The following is a 14,370-nucleotide window of genomic DNA, read 5'->3' as shown; positions in this document are numbered from 1 at the left end:
CAGTTCCGAGCCGCTCAGCGCTCCGTAGCCACCTGGAGCAAACACGGTTGTGGTCTCGAAAACGGGACGGCCCAACGGCGTAGTGTCGTGCCGGCCAATCAGCCACCAGCCGCCCTGGCCATCGCTGCGCAGATGCCACCAGTCGCCGGCACCCATCAGTACCGTGAAGGGATAGCCCTCGCTGGCCAAGTGGGTATGGAATTTGATTTTGTCGGTACCGGACGCCTGAATCTTCAGACGGTTGCCCGAGTTGTCAATGCGGCGGACGATGATGTCGCGGACACCCAGCAGCGCGTCGCTGGCAGGTAGCGTGGCCGTAAGCGGAGCGCCGCTGGCATCGGCCAGTAGCAGGCCCATCTGAGCGGAGGTCAGCACTGTGCTGGCTGCAATGCTCGTAACTGCCCCGCGCAACGCGTATTGCGCGTGGGGGTTCGCCAAGGCGTTATGCGCCGCAATCAGCCCGTCGCAATAAGCCCGCGTCGCCAGCACCACGCTGGGGTCGATCTTTAGCTGGATGTTGGCCGTGCCGCTGGTGATGACGTGCATGCGCACCACCTGGTTGCGACCGCTGCCCTGGGCCAGCACGGGCTTGTAACTCGGCGGGCACTTGGCGACGGCGGAGAACACACCGTCTTCATCTTCCAGGGCCAGTTCGCGGATCCACCAGCCGCCTACGTTTGGCGGCAACACCAGTTCGGCGATCAGCACGTTGTCATCGGTGGGCGAAACGTACAGCTGATTGAGCTGGGCGCGGTAGACCTGATTAACCAGCGCTGTTTGCCCAGGGCTTGGCGCCGGGTCGGTGCCGTTGGCATCGCCGATGAGCATGTGGGTCAGTTTCCACGGCTCGCCCAGGGCGTTTGCGTTGGCATTCTTGGCGGCGCCGAGGTTGGTCAGGAAGCCGCCGAACTGGGTGTTTACGTCAACCATGTGGGTACACGTCCATTTCGTCGAGGATGTAGTCGCTCACGCCGATGTATCGCTGCACCAGGACATCGATATCGGCGTTTTCCCAGGGGTACACGTCGAGCTCGTCGCCATCGGTGACGGCAACGCCGACGTGGCGTGTGAGGTGGGTTTCGAGGCTGATGTCCAGCCCGATCAAGTGGCGGCTGAGGGGCTTGGCGTCATCGATCAGCAGGGTCAGGGATTCGTAGGTTTCTTCACTGATGCCGGTTTGCAGCACGCCGATTTCCAGCGAGAAGGTGCCGGGCACGCCCTCGGGCACCTGCTGCCACCATTCGGTTACGCGGAGCAGATAGCCCAGCGGCTCGACCACGCGGCGCAGCGCGCCGATGGTGCCCTTGCGCGAATGCACGAAGTACGAGGCCTTGATGACTTCGCGCTTGATGGCCTCGGACCAGGTGGCATCCCAGCGGTCTACGGAGAAGGCCCAGGCCAGGTACGGCAGCAGCTCGACCGGGCAGCGGTCGGGGTTGATCAAATCGCGGATGGGTACCGGTACCCGCTCGATCTGCGCGAGCGCTTCGGCGGCCAGCTGCTCGAGCTGGCTGGCGTTGGGCGGCAGCAGGTGCCGGGCGGTCATGCCTGGGCCCCAACGACGACGCTGAATCCGGTGCAATACGGGGCCTGGTATGCCGTGGCGATGATATCGACCCAGCCGGGGAGCTCGACGCGGCGCACGCCCTCGATGTGCAAGGCGGCGTCCAGGGCGGAGCGGTTCACTTCCAGCCCCAGCCGCCGGCGCTGGCTGACCAGAGCGGCGAGGCGCTGCTCGGCGGCGGCGCGGATCGGTTCGACCTCGGGGCCTACGGTGTTGAGATAAAGCACGGCCTCGACGCTGTATTCCAGCACTTCGGCGGACTGCACGGTAAGGCGGTCACCCACCGGGCGGCGGTCTTCGTCGCTGAGGTAGGCCGCCACGGTGTTGAGCAACTCCTGATCGGCTGCGCCGTTGCCCAGCAGGGACTGGACGGTGACGACTACCACGGCGGGCGATGGGCTTTCCGCTGTGGCATCGGCCACGCGGCCATCGGCGCTGCGGGCATGAAGGATGTAGCTGTTGCGCGGGCCGGCGGTGCTGAGCCCTTCCCAGGACATTTGCGCGCGCTCGCGCAGGCTCTCGAACGATTCCATCACAGCTGGGGTTGGCGGCACGGTGCTGTTGTCCGCCGGGGTGACTTCCAAGCGCTTGACGTTGTAGTTGGCAGCGAGCTGCACCAGGTCGTTGCCCTTGGCCTTGGCCAACATGGTGCCGAGTGCGGCCTCGTTGACGCGCTGGCGCAGCAGGGTTTCGCGGTAGGCGTTTTCCTGAATGAGCTTTGTCAGCGGCTCGGATTCCAGCGCGAGCGTGGCGGCGACCTCGGCCTGCTGTTCGGCGGGCCATAGGCTGATGGCGTAGGCCTTGCGCGCGGCGAGGATCTGCTCGTAGTCGATCTGCTCGACCACGTCGGGGTCAGGCAGCTGGGCCAGGTCGATGGGCGTGAAGGTATTCATGCGCTGGCCCCCAGGCGCAGGGGCACGCTGAGCGAGAGCGCTTCGTTGGTATCCACGCGGGTGCCTTCAAGCTCGAGCACCACCTGCCCGGGGCGCTCGCCCAGAAACAGTTGCACACGGCTCAGGCGGATGCGGGTTTCCCAGCGCATCAGCGCCATGGCGGTGGCTGCATAGGCCTGCAGGCGAGTGGTGTCGTTGGTGGGTGCGTCGATCAGATCCGGCAGCTGGCTGCCGTATTCGCGGCGCATCACGCGCGAGCCGATGGGCGTGGTGAGAATGTCGGCGATGGACTGGGCCAGGTGCGCCGAGTCGCTGACCGTGCGGCCGGTACGGGCGGACATGCCGATCATGGCGTGGGCTCCTGGGAAACACCGGTGCCGGGCGTGACGCCCTTGGTGCGGTGATTGACCAGGCTGATGTCGCCGGCGATCACGTCTTCAGTGACGTTCACGGTGCCGGTGACGTTCTGGTTGCCGATCTGGGTGTAGTCACCCTCGTGGGTGATGGGACCAACGACATGCAGCCCACCGGTGGCGGTGAGCTTGGCCTTGCCGCCTTCGGGCAGCGTGGCGGTGAGCGTGCTGGTGACGTGGTCGTAATCGATCACAGCCCCGTCCGGGTAGGTCCGTCGGCGCAGGTTTGCGCTGTTCGACGGCGCCGGGCGTTGCTGTGAGTAGAGCCCGACCAGGACGATGCCCTGAGCCGGTTCGCCGCTAGGGCTGAATAAGATGCACTGCTCGCCGACCGTGGGCGGGTCCCAGTCGCTGCTGCTGCCGGCGCGCTGGGCGAGCCAGGGCAGATTGGGGATGCTGAGCCCGCCACTTTTGACCGTGCAGCGCGCAGCCTGATGGTCCACTGCGGCGATAGTGCCGAGGCGGATCAGGTTTTCGAGGCGGCGCAGGAGGTCGGTGATGTTCATGCCGCCATGCTCGCCTTCGCGGGCGCGTGGCGCATTGGTTGGGCTGTGTAGCGGAGGCCGTTACAGGGTCAGGGCACGAGGTGCGCGACGAGCTGGTCGCGGATCATCTCCAGCTCGGCATCGCTGAAGCCCAGCAGCTGCCGGCGTTGGTACTGGATATCGGGCGAGTTGCGGCCGGGTTTGTCGCGCAGGCCGTACTGGTGGATGCGGGCCAGGCGCGACACGCGACCGGCAAAACCAATGGCGATTGAGCTGGCGTCGCTCTGCAGGCGCAGGTACCGGGCGGTGCGCAGCTTAGCGAACATCTTGCGCTGTTTGATGCGCCCGGCTTTGGCGCGCAGCTGCTGGCGAGGCTTGCGCGGGGCGTAGGGGGTGCCGTCCGGGTTGCGCTGCGCGCCGATGCGTTGCTGCTGGCTGCGGCGCAGTTCGCGGGCAATGGCCTGTGTGACCTTGCGCCGCTCGGCGGGCTGCACCTGGTTGAGCAGTGCGCCGGCCCAATCTTCCAGGGCGCGCAGGTCGTCAGCCATGGTCAGCCCAGTCCGGAACCGGCTCGGCCGGGTGAGTGATCTGGAGGCTGCCATCGTCCTGGCGATGGACGATAACGCGCTCGGTGAGCGGCAGGGTAATGGACAGGTCGACCTTGCTGTTGTCGAGGATGTCGGCCTCGAACTTGATGGCGTCGCGGCCCTTCTCCTGGTTCTCCATCAGCTCGCGCTGGTTGACCAGCACCCAGGCGAACAGCGGGATGGCGACGGCATCCGGGCTGCCGGAGAAGTCGGTGAGGATCAGGTTGAGGGTGTAGCTGTATTCAAACGAAAGCCCCGGCGCGGCGGTGCTGCGCATGCTGCCGGCGTCAACGAAGACCAGCAGGCGGTCGGGGTTGCGCTTGAGCTCGGGGATGGCGGCCTGCAGGTGGGCGCGCAGGGATTCGGGCTTTTTCATTGGGTGCCCCGCTCGTTGTGCTCGACCACTAGGTCGACCGTGGCGGCGCATTCGGCCCAGGCGGTTTCGAGCGCCTCGGCATCAGCCAGCAGGTCGCCGTTACTGCTCGGCGCCGCCGGCGGCAGTTGGCAGGGCGTCACGACGGGACAGCCAATGCTGATAATCAGCGGCTCCGGTGATTGCGGGGCGCTGGCGCAGCCGGCGAGCAGCAGCAGGCAGCAGCTGGTCAGCCCAATCGCGTAGTTCGGCATTTTCACGGCGTAGCTCCTGGATGGTCAGTTGGCGGGCGGCGAGCGCTTGGCGCAGTTGGCCGTGCTGTTCGTGCAGGCTGGCCTGGGCAGCGCGCTCGGTGCCGAGCGCATGCTCCTGCGAGACGATGACGGCAGCCTGCCGGGTGTTGCGTTGTTCGGCCTGCTGCTGGCGTTCGGTGGCGAGATCCGCGCGGGCGGTTTGCGCGTCGATGCGTTGATCCTGGAAATTCAGGACCACCAGCAGCGCGATGAATACGCCTGCGACAACGAGCCAGAGGCGTGGCGTGCTCATGCGGCCTGCTCCTGCTCACCAGCGAACTGCGCATAGGCGCGGGCGAGCTTTACGTCGTAGAGGTTACGGGCGTAGTTCGGGCCGTTGTAGATCCGGGCGAACTGCTTCCAGCTGCGAGTCTTGAGCGACTTGTGCAGCGCCGGGTCGGCTTCGATAAAGCTGACGAAGGCGTCGAGCTGGGCGGCCTCGCTGAGCGACATCGTGTCGGCGAAGTGCTGGGCGTCCATGTAGCCAAGGCGCTGCCAGTGGTGGCCCATGATCTGGAACAGACCCCAGCTGGCGGACTCAACCGCCGCTTCGTCATGGATCTGCTTGGCCTGGGCCAGGCGCTGATGCTCGGCGGTGCCGCCGATGTAGCCGCCGGGTTTGCGGTTGACCAGCGCCGGGTACTGCTGGGCGAGGTTGTCTGCGGTGCGTTCGGTGATGCCGTGGGCCTGCAGGCGATCATGCATCACGTGCCGCTCGAAGAGGATCACCGGGCGGCAATTGGACAGGAACCCTTCTCCCCTGCTCTCCACCTGGTTGACCGCTTTGACGCTGGCCAGTGGCACGCCGAGGCGGTCAGCGGCCTGCTGCAGGTCGATTTCCTTGAGCAGGCGACGGCAGTCCTTGCCGGCCAGTGATGCAAGCGTTTTCGGACCGGCTACGCCATCTACAACGAGGCCGACCTTGCGCTGGTAGGCGAGCACGGCGCGTTCGGTGTTATCGCCGAAATCGCCATCGACGGTGACGGCGTGGCCTGCCAGCACCAGCGCGGCTTGCAGTTGACGCACGGCCAAGCCGCGCGAGCCGTTGGTCAGGAGGTCACTCATAGTTGCTCCGCCTTGCGATCAAAGAGGCGCTTGGCAGCGGCGCGAACGCCTTCAGCTCCCACCAGGCCGATGATGCCGCCGAAGAACGGCGCGGCTTCTACCGCGATGCCGAACAGCGGCAGCCCGTTGCTGAATGCCAGAGTGATGAGGCCGCAGACGAACGCCTCGACAGCTATGCGGCGCAGCTCGCCACCGCCAAGCATGAGACGGGAGCCGGCGATGGCAGCCGACAATGCGGCGGCGTATAGGACGGGGTAGTTTTCCTGCGCCCACGTGGCGAGCCACGCCCAGGTTTCGGCTCTGTCAGGCATGTGCTTCATCCTGTTGCCCTGCGGTTGTGATGGCATGAACGCGCTGCACGACTTCACCCAGCAGCGCGGGGCTGTAGCGCTGCGCCATGGGGAAGCCCAGGGCGGCGGCACAGAACTCGCTGCAGAACATGCGGCGGCGGTTGTCGATGGTCAGGGGTAGCAGCTGGCTACCGAACAGGCCGAGCCAGTCGTAGCCTTCCCCCTGGTGCTGCTCGTATAGCTGCTGGATCAGGCGAGCATCAGCCCAGGGCACCGGGATCAGGTACCAGTGTTCAAGATCGAGCACGATGCGTTTGGCACGCACGCCGCCGTCCATCGCCGAGGCGGACAGCCAGCGACCATCAGCCAGGATCAGCTCGCAGTGGCTGTATTTGGAGCGCGTCCAGAGGCGCACCAGGCGGTTGAACAGCGTGCCGCGACCCTTGTAGAGGGCGAGGTAGATCAGTCCCATAGGTTCACCATTTGGCGTTGTTCGGCGCGCACGGCCTGGTCGGGCAGTTGGATCAGGGTGCCGTGGGGGATGATCGGGCCGAGGTCGGCCAGGCCGGGGTTGGCGTCGAGCACCTGCTCAACCACGCCGGCGGTGCGCCCGTAGTGGCGCCAGCAGAGGGCGTCGAGGGTGTCGCCCTGTTGGGCGCGCAGGCTGGCCATCAGATCAGCTCCACGGTGGTATGCACGCGGCCGAGAATGCTGCGGATGGCCCAGCGGACATCGCGGCGGTACTCGTCGGCGGTTGGGGTGAGTGCATCGGCGCGCTCGGCACCGTCGCCGGTGGCGCTGTAGTCGCGGTAGCGTTCGGCCAGCTCGGCGCCGGCGCTGCAGTAGATGGCGCGGCGGTAAAGGTGCTGCAGCTCGGACTCGCCCTGGATCTGATCAGCTGGCACATCGGCCAGGCTTTCGTACCCGGCGGCGTGCTGCCGGAATTTCCAGGCTTTAAGCTCGCGGTTGATCTCGATCACGGCGTTGACGGCTGCGACTTCGAGGCGCGCATCGCTGATGCTGCCGTCGAGGCGCAGCGACTCGCGCATGTGCACGCCGTCCAGGTCAGGAAACCAGCCGTCGTTGGTGATCGGGTAAGGCTCGGCGCTGCCGCCAGTTGCGATGAATGCGCTCATGTTCTTGCCCTAGTTCGGCGGTGGTCGGGGCGTCACAACTGGGCAGGAGAAACCCCGTTGATCAGCCCCGAGCCGCCGAGTGCGTGGGGGACGCTCAGTTAGCGGGTGGCGCGCCGGTACCGGAGTCGGTGCCCTGCTCGCCTGGGTCGGTTTGATCGCCTGCGCCCTGGTCGGGGTTGGCGGTCTCGTCGACCGGTGGCTTGCCGGTACCGGTTTCGGTTGGCTTGCTTTCCGCGTGTTTCTTCAGGAGTCGATCAACGCGCTCCAGATCTTTTTTGCCGCCGCAGTTGCTGTGCAGGTCGATGGCGCGGGCCAGATTGGCGCGGGCTTCTTCCAGGCCCTCGGCATTCGGTGCGGCCTCGTCCAGTTCGGCCAGGTAGGCCTTGCCCAGGGCAAGGTGCAACTTGGCTCGGGCCTGGTCGGGCATGTCGTGCTCGGCAGTGATGTCCGCTGCCAGCGTCAAAACGAAGCGGTCGAACAGCTCGCCGGCCTTTTGCTGCTTGAGTGCGGCGTTGGCCACTTCCTCGGCCAGCAGGCAGCCAGTGGTGCGTGCGAAACGGTCGGGCATTTTCAGGTTGTGCTGGAGCACGTAACGGCCAATGTTCAGCGCGCTGACGAAGTCGCCGGCATCGATGCTCCAGACCATGAGGGTGGTGAGCACGTCATCCTGGGCGCCGTTGCCGGCGGACAGCACGCCTTCGATGTAGGGCGCGTAGGCCGGAATCAGCAGGCGCTTGAGCTCGGCCTTGCCCTGCTCCGACTGCACCTGCTTGAGGCGCAGCCGGTCCTGGTTGAGTTGCAGCAGCTGCTGTTCATAGGCAGTGGCGCCAGCCATGGACCGCTCTGGCGCTGCCTCAGCGGCCTGCAGGGCTGCGCGTTTGCGCAGCTGGGTGCGTTGGGCGAGAGTCAGGGCCATGGCTTATGCCTCAGTCGGTGACGGGTAGGTCATGGCCTCGATGTTTTCCACCAGGGCAACCAGCTGGAAATCCTCGATGACATAGGCATCGTTGCTGGACTGGTAGTCGGCGATGCGGTCGAGCTTGGGCTCGTCCATCAGGTGACGACGCCGGGCGCCGTTCTGGTAATAAATCGACAGGTTGCTGAGGGTTGTGACCAGCACGGTGCCATCGGGGAAGAACGGAGCATCCACCACGGGCAGGCCGCCCAGGCGGGCACGGCTGACGATCTCTTGGGCCGCGTTTTCCTCGACGTTCGAGGCGGCACCTTTTTCTACCGCCTTGAGCAGTTTTTCGTGCATCAGGTTGCGTGCCACGATGACAACCAGGTCCGGACGGCTGCGGTGGTGCGGGGCCAGCATTTGAATGGCATCGAAGACCAGACCATCCAGGGTCTGATAGTCGCCGCCGATTTCGGTGTCTACACCGGCCACTTTGATGACCTTGGTGCCGCCTACGGTGACCTTTCCGGAGTCCTCGACGCCTTCGTCGATGACCTGAGCTGCGGCCTTGGTGCGGATCTTGGCCAGCCAACCGACGTTGACATCCTGCAGCAGCGGACTGGTGGCGAGGTTGGTGGCGGCGGCGGCACTGGTACCGTTCCAGCCGATCATGATGCGGTCCAGCGCCTGGCGGTGGGCGATGGCATTGCTCAGACGGACCTGGAAATCAGGGAATTTCGCCCAGGCGTCAATCAGCGCATAGGGGAATGCGGAATCGAAGTTGGTCTGCTTGCACGCGTAGTCATCTTTGGTGAGGTTGGCGTGGTTTTTCGGGTTGCGCTCGTTGCCGGCAGCAGTGTTGGTGCGGCTGGCGATAGGGCCGTTGACACCCAGCAGCAGCGATTCGCCGGTCTGCTCGTCGACGCCAATGATGTTGATGGCTTTCAGGAACGCGCTGGATTCCTGAACGGCGGTTTCCAGGGTTTGTTGCACGGACGGTGCAACGGTGAATTTCTCGGCAGCGCTGGCGACGCCGTTGAGCAGTGCGATTTGCACAGCCAGGGCGGTGAAGACAAGACGAGTTTCGTTACGCATGGTGGATCTCCGGGGCTAATTGGGTGTGAGGCGCGGCTCAGAACGAGGTCTTTATCTGGCCGTTGCTGCCCGACACCGCCGGGCGCTGCTGTTGGCTGTGGTCTTGGGTGCTGCCGAGCTTTGCGGTCAGCTCGGTGACGGTTGCTTCGAGCTGGGTGACCTTTTCGCTCAGGGCAGTGGCGTCGGCGCTGTGCTTCTCCAGGCTGGTCTGCTGCTTTTCGGCAAACTCCACCAGGGCGGTGACGGCTTCGCCGATCTCGGCGAACTGGCCGTCGACCTCCTTGCCCTTGGTGAAGAGGGCCTTGACGCGGTTGGCCAGATCCCCGAAGGCGCCGGGCTTCTCGGTGACCTCCTCGAATTCGAGCTCGGCCTCTTCGGCTGCGGTGAACAGGTTGTCCGGGTGCTGTTTGCGGTGGGCCAGGGTGCCGTGCTTGGCGCTGAATTCCAGCGCATCGGTGCCCAGGCTGGCGGGGCTGTCGGTGATGGCCAGGCCGATCAGGTAGGCCTTGCCGGTGTCGGCGAACTTGGGCTGGACCTCGATCGAGGTGTAGACCTTCTGGCCTTTTTTGTTCAGGGCCAGCAGCGCCTCGTTGGGCTCGATCTGGGCGTAGAGGGCAAGCTTCTTCTCGCCGGCGATCTCGACTTCCTCTGCCTTGAGCGCCAGCACGTCGCCGTAGGCACCGAACTCGCCGCCCGGCCAGTAGCCTTTGATGTGCTCGCAGTTGAGGCGTGCACCGTAGGTGTTGGGGCTGTACTGGGCGGCCATGTCCTCAATCCAGCTGCGTTCGATGGTGCGGCCATCGGTGGTCGCGCCTTCGACTGCGATGCGGAACATCTTGGAGCGGAATTTCTTCTCGGGCTTGGTGGCGTTGGCGGCCATGCGGTTTGTCCTCGGTAGCTGCTGGGTGCAGGTGCTTTGAGGGGCATGGTCGGCACGCCGCGCGATGCGGGCAATGTGCCTGCTGTGGATGGGAGGCAGGTACAGGGTGAGGCGCTAACAGGCTACGCGCGCGGGCGACACCATCTGCGCCATGAATGCACCTGCCGAACTCCCCGCCCAACGTGATAACCGCCGCCAGGCCAAGTTTTTGTACTGGACGGGCTGGCGCATCACGGATATCGCCGACTACCTGGACGAGAAGGAAAAAACCGTCCACAGCTGGAAAACCCGCGACGAGTGGGACCGGGCCGACAACGTCGAGCGGATTGGCGGTGCGCTGGAGGCGCGGCTGGTTCAGCTGATCCTGAAAGACGGCAAGAGCGGCGGCGACTTCAAGGAAATCGACCTGCTGCACCGGCAACTGGAGCGGCAGGCGCGCATCGAGCGGTTCAAGGGTGGCGGTACCGAAACGGACCTTAACCCGAACCTGGCCAAGCGCAACGAGGGGCCGAAGAAGGCGCCGAAGCGAAACGAGTTCAGCGAAGAGGACATCGAAAAGCTTGAGGAAGCGTTCCGTGATGGGTGCTTTGGCTATCAGCTGGACTGGTACCGGGCGGGCAATCAGCGCACGCGGGCGATTCTCAAGAGCCGGCAGATCGGCGCGACCTACTACTTCGCACGCGAGGCGTTGCTCGATGCACTGATCACCGGGCGCAATCAGATCTTCCTCTCCGCCTCGAAGAATCAGGCACACATTTTCAAAGCGTATATCCAGGCGTTCGCCCGTGAGGTGTGCCAGATCGAGCTGACCGGCGATCCGATCATTCTGGCCAACGGCGCCGAGCTGCACTTCCTGGGTACCAACGCGCGCACGGCGCAGGGCTACCACGGCAACTTTTACTTCGATGAATTCTTCTGGACGTTCAAGTTCCGCGAGCTGAACAAGGTGGCCAGCGGCATGGCGATGCAGAAGCAGTACCGCCGCACCTACTTCTCGACGCCCTCTTCCATGGCCCATGAGGCCTATTCGTTCTGGACCGGCGAGCGGTTCAACAAGGGCAAGCCGGCGGCGCAGCGGATCAATATCGACGTGTCGCACGACGCGCTGCAGCAGGGCCGGCTGTGTGAAGACAAGGTCTGGCGACAGATCGTGACCATCCTTGATGCAGAGGCGCGCGGCTGTGACCTGTTCGACCTGGAAGAGCTGCGCCAGGAGTACGACGCGGAGGCCTTCCAGAACCTGTTGATGTGTCAGTTCGTGGATGACGGCGCTTCGATCTTCCCGCTGGCCGTGCTGCAGCCATGCATGGTGGATAGCTGGATTGAGTGGGATGAGGACTACAAGCCGTTTGCAGACCGGCCCTTTGGCGATCGCCAGGTGTGGGTGGGTTATGACCCTGCCGAAACCGGCGACAGCGCCGGCCTGGTGGTTGTCGCGCCGCCGCTGGTACCGGGTGGCAAGTTCCGAGTGCTGGAGCGCCATCAGTTCCGCGGGATGGATTTCGCCGCCCAGGCCGAGGCGATCCACCGGGTGACGCTGCGCTATTGGGTGACCTACATCGGTATCGACATGACGGGCTTGGGCTCGGGCGTGGCGCAGCTAGTGAAATCGTTCTTCCCTGGACTGACGACCTTCTCATATAGCCCCGAGGTGAAGACCCGCCTGGTGCTGAAAGCCTACGACGTGATCCACAAGGGCCGGCTGGAGTTCGATGCCGGCTGGACGGACCTCGCCAGCTCGCTGATGGCCATCCGCAAAACCACCACTGCCAGCGGCCGGCAGATGACGTACACCGCCGGGCGCACCGACGAAACCGGCCACGCCGATCTGGCCTGGGCGCTGTTCCATGCCCTGCACAACGAACCGCTCGAGGGCATGACCGCCCAGAACACCAGCTTTATGGAGAGATTCTGATGACTACTGACATTGCCGCCGCACCTGCCCAGGGCATCGAGGCTTTCACCTTCGGCGATCCGATGCCGGTGTTGGATGGCCGCGAGCTGCTCGACTATCTGGAGTGCTGGCTGAATGGCCGCTGGTACGAGCCGCCGCTGTCGCTGGATGGGCTGGCGAAGTCGACCCGGGCGAGCGTGTTTCTCCAGAGCGGGCTGAACTTCAAGCGCAACATGCTCGAGCGGACCTTTATTCCGCACCGATTGCTGAGCCGGCAGGCGTTCGGCCAGTTCGCCCTGGATTGGTTGTGGTGCGGCAATGCCTACTTGGAGCGCCGACGCAACATGCTCGGGCAAACCCTGAGTCTTCAGCCAACGCTGGCCAAGTACATGCGCCGCGGCGCGGATCTGGAAACTTACTACCAGGTGCGCGGCTGGCGGGACGAACATGAATTTGCCCCGGGCACGATCTGCCATCTGCGCGAAGCGGATATCAACCAGGAGGTGTACGGCATGCCGGAATGGCTGTCTGCACTGCAAAGCGCGTTGCTCAACGAGTCGGCCACCCTCTTCCGCCGGCGCTACTACCAGAACGGCAGTCACGCGGGCTTCATCATGTACATGACCGACGCGGCACAGAAAGAGGAAGACATCGATGAGCTGCGCACCGCGCTGAAATCGGCCAAGGGCCCGGGCAACTTTCGCAACCTGTTCGTCTACGCGCCTGGCGGTAAGAAGGAAGGCATTCAGCTGATACCCGTGAGCGAGGTCGCGGCGAAGGATGAATTTGGTTCGATCAAGAACATCAGCCGCGACGACCTGCTGGCCGCACTGCGCATCCCGCCCCAGCTGATGGGCATCGTGCCGCAGAACGCCGGCGGCTTCGGCTCACTGCGCGAGGCCGCCGAGGTGTGGGCCGTCAACGAGCTGGAGCCGATTCAGGCAAGGCTGCAGCAGGTGAACGAGTGGGTTGGGGATGAGGTGATTAGGTTCCGGCCTTTCGAGTTGCCCGCCAAGAATTGACCAAGTTCGGCCTCAGGGCAGCGATATCAAGTTCGATTGTGGTGATCAGAACAGCCAACTCCTCACGCGACAGCGTTATGCCGCACGGGATGCCTGTCAGGACCAGCGAGTCGCCGGTCTGAAGGTTCAGCAGCATGGCATGTATGGTTCCTGGGGAATCCATTTCGGCAATGAACCGCAGTGGCCGGAAGTGTTCTTGTACGAGGGCCATCGCCTCGGGCTGCCGTATCCGTTTCATCATGACAAATCCTTTGTCCAAGATGTGAAGCATAGGAGCGTTCGTCGATTTGGCTAATGCAACCGTAGCCGCTCCTGCTGCCGCTCGACCGGAGCGGTAGTAGCCAGCACAAAACTCTAGCTACAAACAAAGCCGCTCCCGTGCGGTTTTTTTGTGCCTGTGCGCGAGACGTTTTCGCCGGCCTCTAAGCAAGCAAGGCCCCAGCAAACCATACCAAAAAGAGCCTTTCGAGTCCATCTTTAAAGGGCCGAAACCCAGCATTCATGCGGCCTGCAGCCATACCAGCACCAACGTGATAGGTCGGCGCCCGCTGACCGGCCGCCGAGCACCACCCATGTCACCAGCAGCCAACCGCGACCGGTCGGCCAGCGCACCCAGACCCAGCCACCACCCGGCGCGCGCCGTTGTCCCCCCACCTCACCTGCGGGCTAAAGAGGTCCCTTTCACTGCAGCCCTGCACCCTGCCCCAGGCGGCCCAGCGCCTGCGATGGCGGGATGATCGGCATGGAGGAAATACCTGCGGAACCCTGCGAGGGTACGCCTCACACGCAAGCGCCCACGGCCTCAGAATTCAGAACCGATTCCGTAAATGGGTAATTTTGGTAAGCGCCGGGATTTTCACGGCTGTAAGCCACGTATTTGCTGGGCTTGAGCGATTACCTGGAAAGGTAATTTGAGGTAAGGCAAAAGGTAATTTTTCTGTAAGTGCCTGATTTCAAAGGGCTCTGCTTTTCAAGCTGCTGACCGGTGATTTAGGTAATTCGATTACTAATTTATTACCCTATTCTTACCTTTAACAAATCTCTTCAAGGCATTGATTTTAAAGGACTTACAGCCGTTTCAGAATGGCGATTACCTAAATTACCCGTTTTCGATGGGTCAACCAAAATCGCGACCATCACCTCGGGGCGGGCTTTTTGCACCCGCCGCACACTCTCTCTTGGGAACAGTATGGGAACACTCTCTCGCTAATTTCCCATGCCCTGAAACGCCGAAGGCCCCGGAATACGGGGCCTTCAGTTCGCGATATGGCGGAGGAGGTGAGATTCGAACTCACGGAAGAGTTTCCCCTTCGACGGTTTTCAAGACCGTTGCATTCAACCGCTCTGCCACTCCTCCGCAGAGAGCGGGCGCAATAGTACCGGAACGAAACACACTGTCAAACTCTGTTGTCAGCTGGTAACAAAAGCTCTGCTATGATCCGGGACAATTCACCTCGGGCTGAATACATTTACAGGAGTGTC

18 protein-coding genes, 1 tRNA gene and 2 pseudogenes are annotated in these 14,370 nt (G+C 63.7%); 2 read left to right on the top strand and 19 right to left on the bottom strand.

Features of this window, described 5'->3' with window-relative positions; all coding sequences use genetic code 11:
- The 17 genes and pseudogenes from NAV32_RS14800 to NAV32_RS14720 form a co-directional block, all read right to left on the bottom strand.
- On the bottom strand, positions 1-930 hold a 930-nt coding region (locus tag NAV32_RS14800), incomplete at its 3' end, for a phage tail protein (protein ID WP_256053562.1).
- Positions 923-1,546, bottom strand: coding sequence for a phage tail protein I (locus tag NAV32_RS14795; RefSeq protein WP_256053561.1), 624 nt, complete (start codon positions 1,544-1,546; stop codon positions 923-925). The genes NAV32_RS14800 and NAV32_RS14795, both read right to left, overlap by 8 nt.
- Positions 1,543-2,457: a baseplate J/gp47 family protein gene (locus NAV32_RS14790; protein WP_256053560.1), complete on the bottom strand. Its 915-nt coding sequence runs from the start codon at positions 2,455-2,457 to the stop codon at positions 1,543-1,545. The genes NAV32_RS14795 and NAV32_RS14790 overlap by 4 nt, the downstream gene beginning before the upstream one ends.
- Positions 2,454-2,807: a GPW/gp25 family protein gene (locus tag NAV32_RS14785; protein WP_256053559.1), complete on the bottom strand. Its 354-nt coding sequence runs from the start codon at positions 2,805-2,807 to the stop codon at positions 2,454-2,456. Before NAV32_RS14785 ends, NAV32_RS14790 begins: the two co-directional genes overlap by 4 nt.
- Entirely contained in the window at positions 2,804-3,376 is a 573-nt protein-coding gene (locus tag NAV32_RS14780; protein ID WP_256053558.1) for a phage baseplate assembly protein V, read from the bottom strand. The genes NAV32_RS14785 and NAV32_RS14780 overlap by 4 nt, the downstream gene beginning before the upstream one ends.
- 68 nt (positions 3,377-3,444) lie before the next feature.
- Positions 3,445-3,903: a phage virion morphogenesis protein gene (locus NAV32_RS14775; RefSeq protein ID WP_256053557.1), complete on the bottom strand. Its 459-nt coding sequence runs from the start codon at positions 3,901-3,903 to the stop codon at positions 3,445-3,447.
- Positions 3,896-4,318 (bottom strand): phage tail protein, encoded by a 423-nt coding sequence (locus NAV32_RS14770; protein ID WP_256053556.1) that lies wholly within the window; start codon positions 4,316-4,318, stop codon positions 3,896-3,898. The genes NAV32_RS14775 and NAV32_RS14770 overlap by 8 nt, the downstream gene beginning before the upstream one ends.
- Complete coding sequence (lysC, locus tag NAV32_RS14765) at positions 4,315-4,569, bottom strand: Rz1-like lysis system protein LysC (RefSeq protein ID WP_336604870.1); 255 nt, start codon at positions 4,567-4,569, stop codon at positions 4,315-4,317. The genes NAV32_RS14770 and lysC overlap by 4 nt, the downstream gene beginning before the upstream one ends.
- Positions 4,499-4,861, bottom strand: a pseudogene (locus NAV32_RS14760) (hypothetical protein); the annotation flags it as partial. The gene lysC and the pseudogene NAV32_RS14760, both read right to left, overlap by 71 nt.
- Positions 4,858-5,673: an N-acetylmuramidase domain-containing protein gene (locus NAV32_RS14755; protein ID WP_256053555.1), complete on the bottom strand. Its 816-nt coding sequence runs from the start codon at positions 5,671-5,673 to the stop codon at positions 4,858-4,860. The gene NAV32_RS14755 and the pseudogene NAV32_RS14760, both read right to left, overlap by 4 nt.
- Positions 5,670-5,993: a phage holin, lambda family gene (locus tag NAV32_RS14750; RefSeq protein ID WP_256053554.1), complete on the bottom strand. Its 324-nt coding sequence runs from the start codon at positions 5,991-5,993 to the stop codon at positions 5,670-5,672. Before NAV32_RS14750 ends, NAV32_RS14755 begins: the two co-directional genes overlap by 4 nt.
- On the bottom strand, positions 5,977-6,435 hold the full coding sequence (locus NAV32_RS14745; protein WP_256053553.1) for a hypothetical protein: 459 nt from the start codon (positions 6,433-6,435) through the stop codon (positions 5,977-5,979). The genes NAV32_RS14750 and NAV32_RS14745 overlap by 17 nt, the downstream gene beginning before the upstream one ends.
- Positions 6,426-6,635, bottom strand: coding sequence for a tail protein X (locus tag NAV32_RS14740; protein WP_256053552.1), 210 nt, complete (start codon positions 6,633-6,635; stop codon positions 6,426-6,428). Before NAV32_RS14740 ends, NAV32_RS14745 begins: the two co-directional genes overlap by 10 nt.
- Positions 6,635-7,099 carry a head completion/stabilization protein gene (locus NAV32_RS14735; protein ID WP_256053551.1) on the bottom strand — a complete coding sequence of 155 codons (465 nt, stop codon included), beginning with the start codon at positions 7,097-7,099 and terminating at the stop codon, positions 6,635-6,637. Before NAV32_RS14735 ends, NAV32_RS14740 begins: the two co-directional genes overlap by 1 nt.
- Before the next feature lie 232 nt (positions 7,100-7,331).
- A pseudogene (gpM, locus tag NAV32_RS14730) lies at positions 7,332-8,015 on the bottom strand (phage terminase small subunit); the annotation flags it as partial.
- Positions 8,016-8,018: 3 nt separating this feature from the next.
- Positions 8,019-9,092, bottom strand: a complete 1,074-nt coding sequence (locus NAV32_RS14725; RefSeq protein WP_256053549.1) for a phage major capsid protein, P2 family — start codon at positions 9,090-9,092, stop codon at positions 8,019-8,021.
- 37 nt (positions 9,093-9,129) lie between these two features.
- The gene (locus NAV32_RS14720; RefSeq protein ID WP_256053548.1) at positions 9,130-9,972 is read right to left on the bottom strand and encodes a GPO family capsid scaffolding protein; all 843 of its coding nucleotides are present in this window, start codon (positions 9,970-9,972) and stop codon (positions 9,130-9,132) included.
- A gap of 151 nt (positions 9,973-10,123) precedes the next feature.
- On the opposite strand from NAV32_RS14720, the gene NAV32_RS14715 reads away from it, so the two are divergent.
- Both NAV32_RS14715 and NAV32_RS14710 read left to right on the top strand, forming a co-directional pair.
- Positions 10,124-11,887, top strand: a complete 1,764-nt coding sequence (locus NAV32_RS14715; RefSeq protein WP_256053547.1) for a terminase ATPase subunit family protein — start codon at positions 10,124-10,126, stop codon at positions 11,885-11,887.
- Positions 11,887-12,888 carry a phage portal protein gene (locus tag NAV32_RS14710; RefSeq protein WP_256053546.1) on the top strand — a complete coding sequence of 334 codons (1,002 nt, stop codon included), beginning with the start codon at positions 11,887-11,889 and terminating at the stop codon, positions 12,886-12,888. Before NAV32_RS14715 ends, NAV32_RS14710 begins: the two co-directional genes overlap by 1 nt.
- Here NAV32_RS14710 and NAV32_RS14705 read toward each other — a convergent pair.
- Positions 12,851-13,129 carry a DUF1652 domain-containing protein gene (locus NAV32_RS14705; protein ID WP_423836439.1) on the bottom strand — a complete coding sequence of 93 codons (279 nt, stop codon included), beginning with the start codon at positions 13,127-13,129 and terminating at the stop codon, positions 12,851-12,853. The two genes, NAV32_RS14710 and NAV32_RS14705, sit on opposite strands and share 38 nt — an antisense overlap.
- 1,026 nt (positions 13,130-14,155) lie before the next feature.
- A tRNA-Ser gene (locus tag NAV32_RS14700) sits at positions 14,156-14,245 on the bottom strand.
- Positions 14,246-14,370: the final 125 nt, after the last annotated feature.

It is taken from the genome of Stutzerimonas stutzeri (assembly GCF_024448695.1).
Taxonomy (GTDB): Bacteria; Pseudomonadota; Gammaproteobacteria; order Pseudomonadales; family Pseudomonadaceae; genus Stutzerimonas; species Stutzerimonas stutzeri_T.
The sequence above is the reverse complement of the archived record's forward strand: the minus strand, read 5'-3'. Positions and strand labels throughout refer to the sequence as shown.

Bases quoted from the DNA above. Each gene is read 5' to 3' on its own strand.
- NAV32_RS14795 (WP_256053561.1), bottom strand. From the start codon at position 1,546: ATGACCGCCCGGCACCTGCTGCCGCCCAACGCCAGCCAGCTCGAGCAG.
- NAV32_RS14790 (WP_256053560.1), bottom strand. From the start codon at position 2,457: ATGAATACCTTCACGCCCATCGACCTGGCCCAGCTGCCTGACCCCGAC.
- NAV32_RS14785 (WP_256053559.1), bottom strand. From the start codon at position 2,807: ATGATCGGCATGTCCGCCCGTACCGGCCGCACGGTCAGCGACTCGGCG.
- NAV32_RS14780 (WP_256053558.1), bottom strand. From the start codon at position 3,376: ATGAACATCACCGACCTCCTGCGCCGCCTCGAAAACCTGATCCGCCTC.
- NAV32_RS14775 (WP_256053557.1), bottom strand. From the start codon at position 3,903: ATGGCTGACGACCTGCGCGCCCTGGAAGATTGGGCCGGCGCACTGCTC.
- NAV32_RS14770 (WP_256053556.1), bottom strand. From the start codon at position 4,318: ATGAAAAAGCCCGAATCCCTGCGCGCCCACCTGCAGGCCGCCATCCCC.
- lysC (WP_336604870.1), bottom strand. From the start codon at position 4,569: ATGCCGAACTACGCGATTGGGCTGACCAGCTGCTGCCTGCTGCTGCTC.
- NAV32_RS14755 (WP_256053555.1), bottom strand. From the start codon at position 5,673: ATGAGTGACCTCCTGACCAACGGCTCGCGCGGCTTGGCCGTGCGTCAA.
- NAV32_RS14750 (WP_256053554.1), bottom strand. From the start codon at position 5,993: ATGAAGCACATGCCTGACAGAGCCGAAACCTGGGCGTGGCTCGCCACG.
- NAV32_RS14745 (WP_256053553.1), bottom strand. From the start codon at position 6,435: ATGGGACTGATCTACCTCGCCCTCTACAAGGGTCGCGGCACGCTGTTC.
- NAV32_RS14740 (WP_256053552.1), bottom strand. From the start codon at position 6,635: ATGGCCAGCCTGCGCGCCCAACAGGGCGACACCCTCGACGCCCTCTGC.
- NAV32_RS14735 (WP_256053551.1), bottom strand. From the start codon at position 7,099: ATGAGCGCATTCATCGCAACTGGCGGCAGCGCCGAGCCTTACCCGATC.
- NAV32_RS14725 (WP_256053549.1), bottom strand. From the start codon at position 9,092: ATGCGTAACGAAACTCGTCTTGTCTTCACCGCCCTGGCTGTGCAAATC.
- NAV32_RS14720 (WP_256053548.1), bottom strand. From the start codon at position 9,972: ATGGCCGCCAACGCCACCAAGCCCGAGAAGAAATTCCGCTCCAAGATG.
- NAV32_RS14715 (WP_256053547.1), top strand. From the start codon at position 10,124: ATGAATGCACCTGCCGAACTCCCCGCCCAACGTGATAACCGCCGCCAG.
- NAV32_RS14710 (WP_256053546.1), top strand. From the start codon at position 11,887: ATGACTACTGACATTGCCGCCGCACCTGCCCAGGGCATCGAGGCTTTC.
- NAV32_RS14705 (WP_423836439.1), bottom strand. From the start codon at position 13,129: ATGATGAAACGGATACGGCAGCCCGAGGCGATGGCCCTCGTACAAGAA.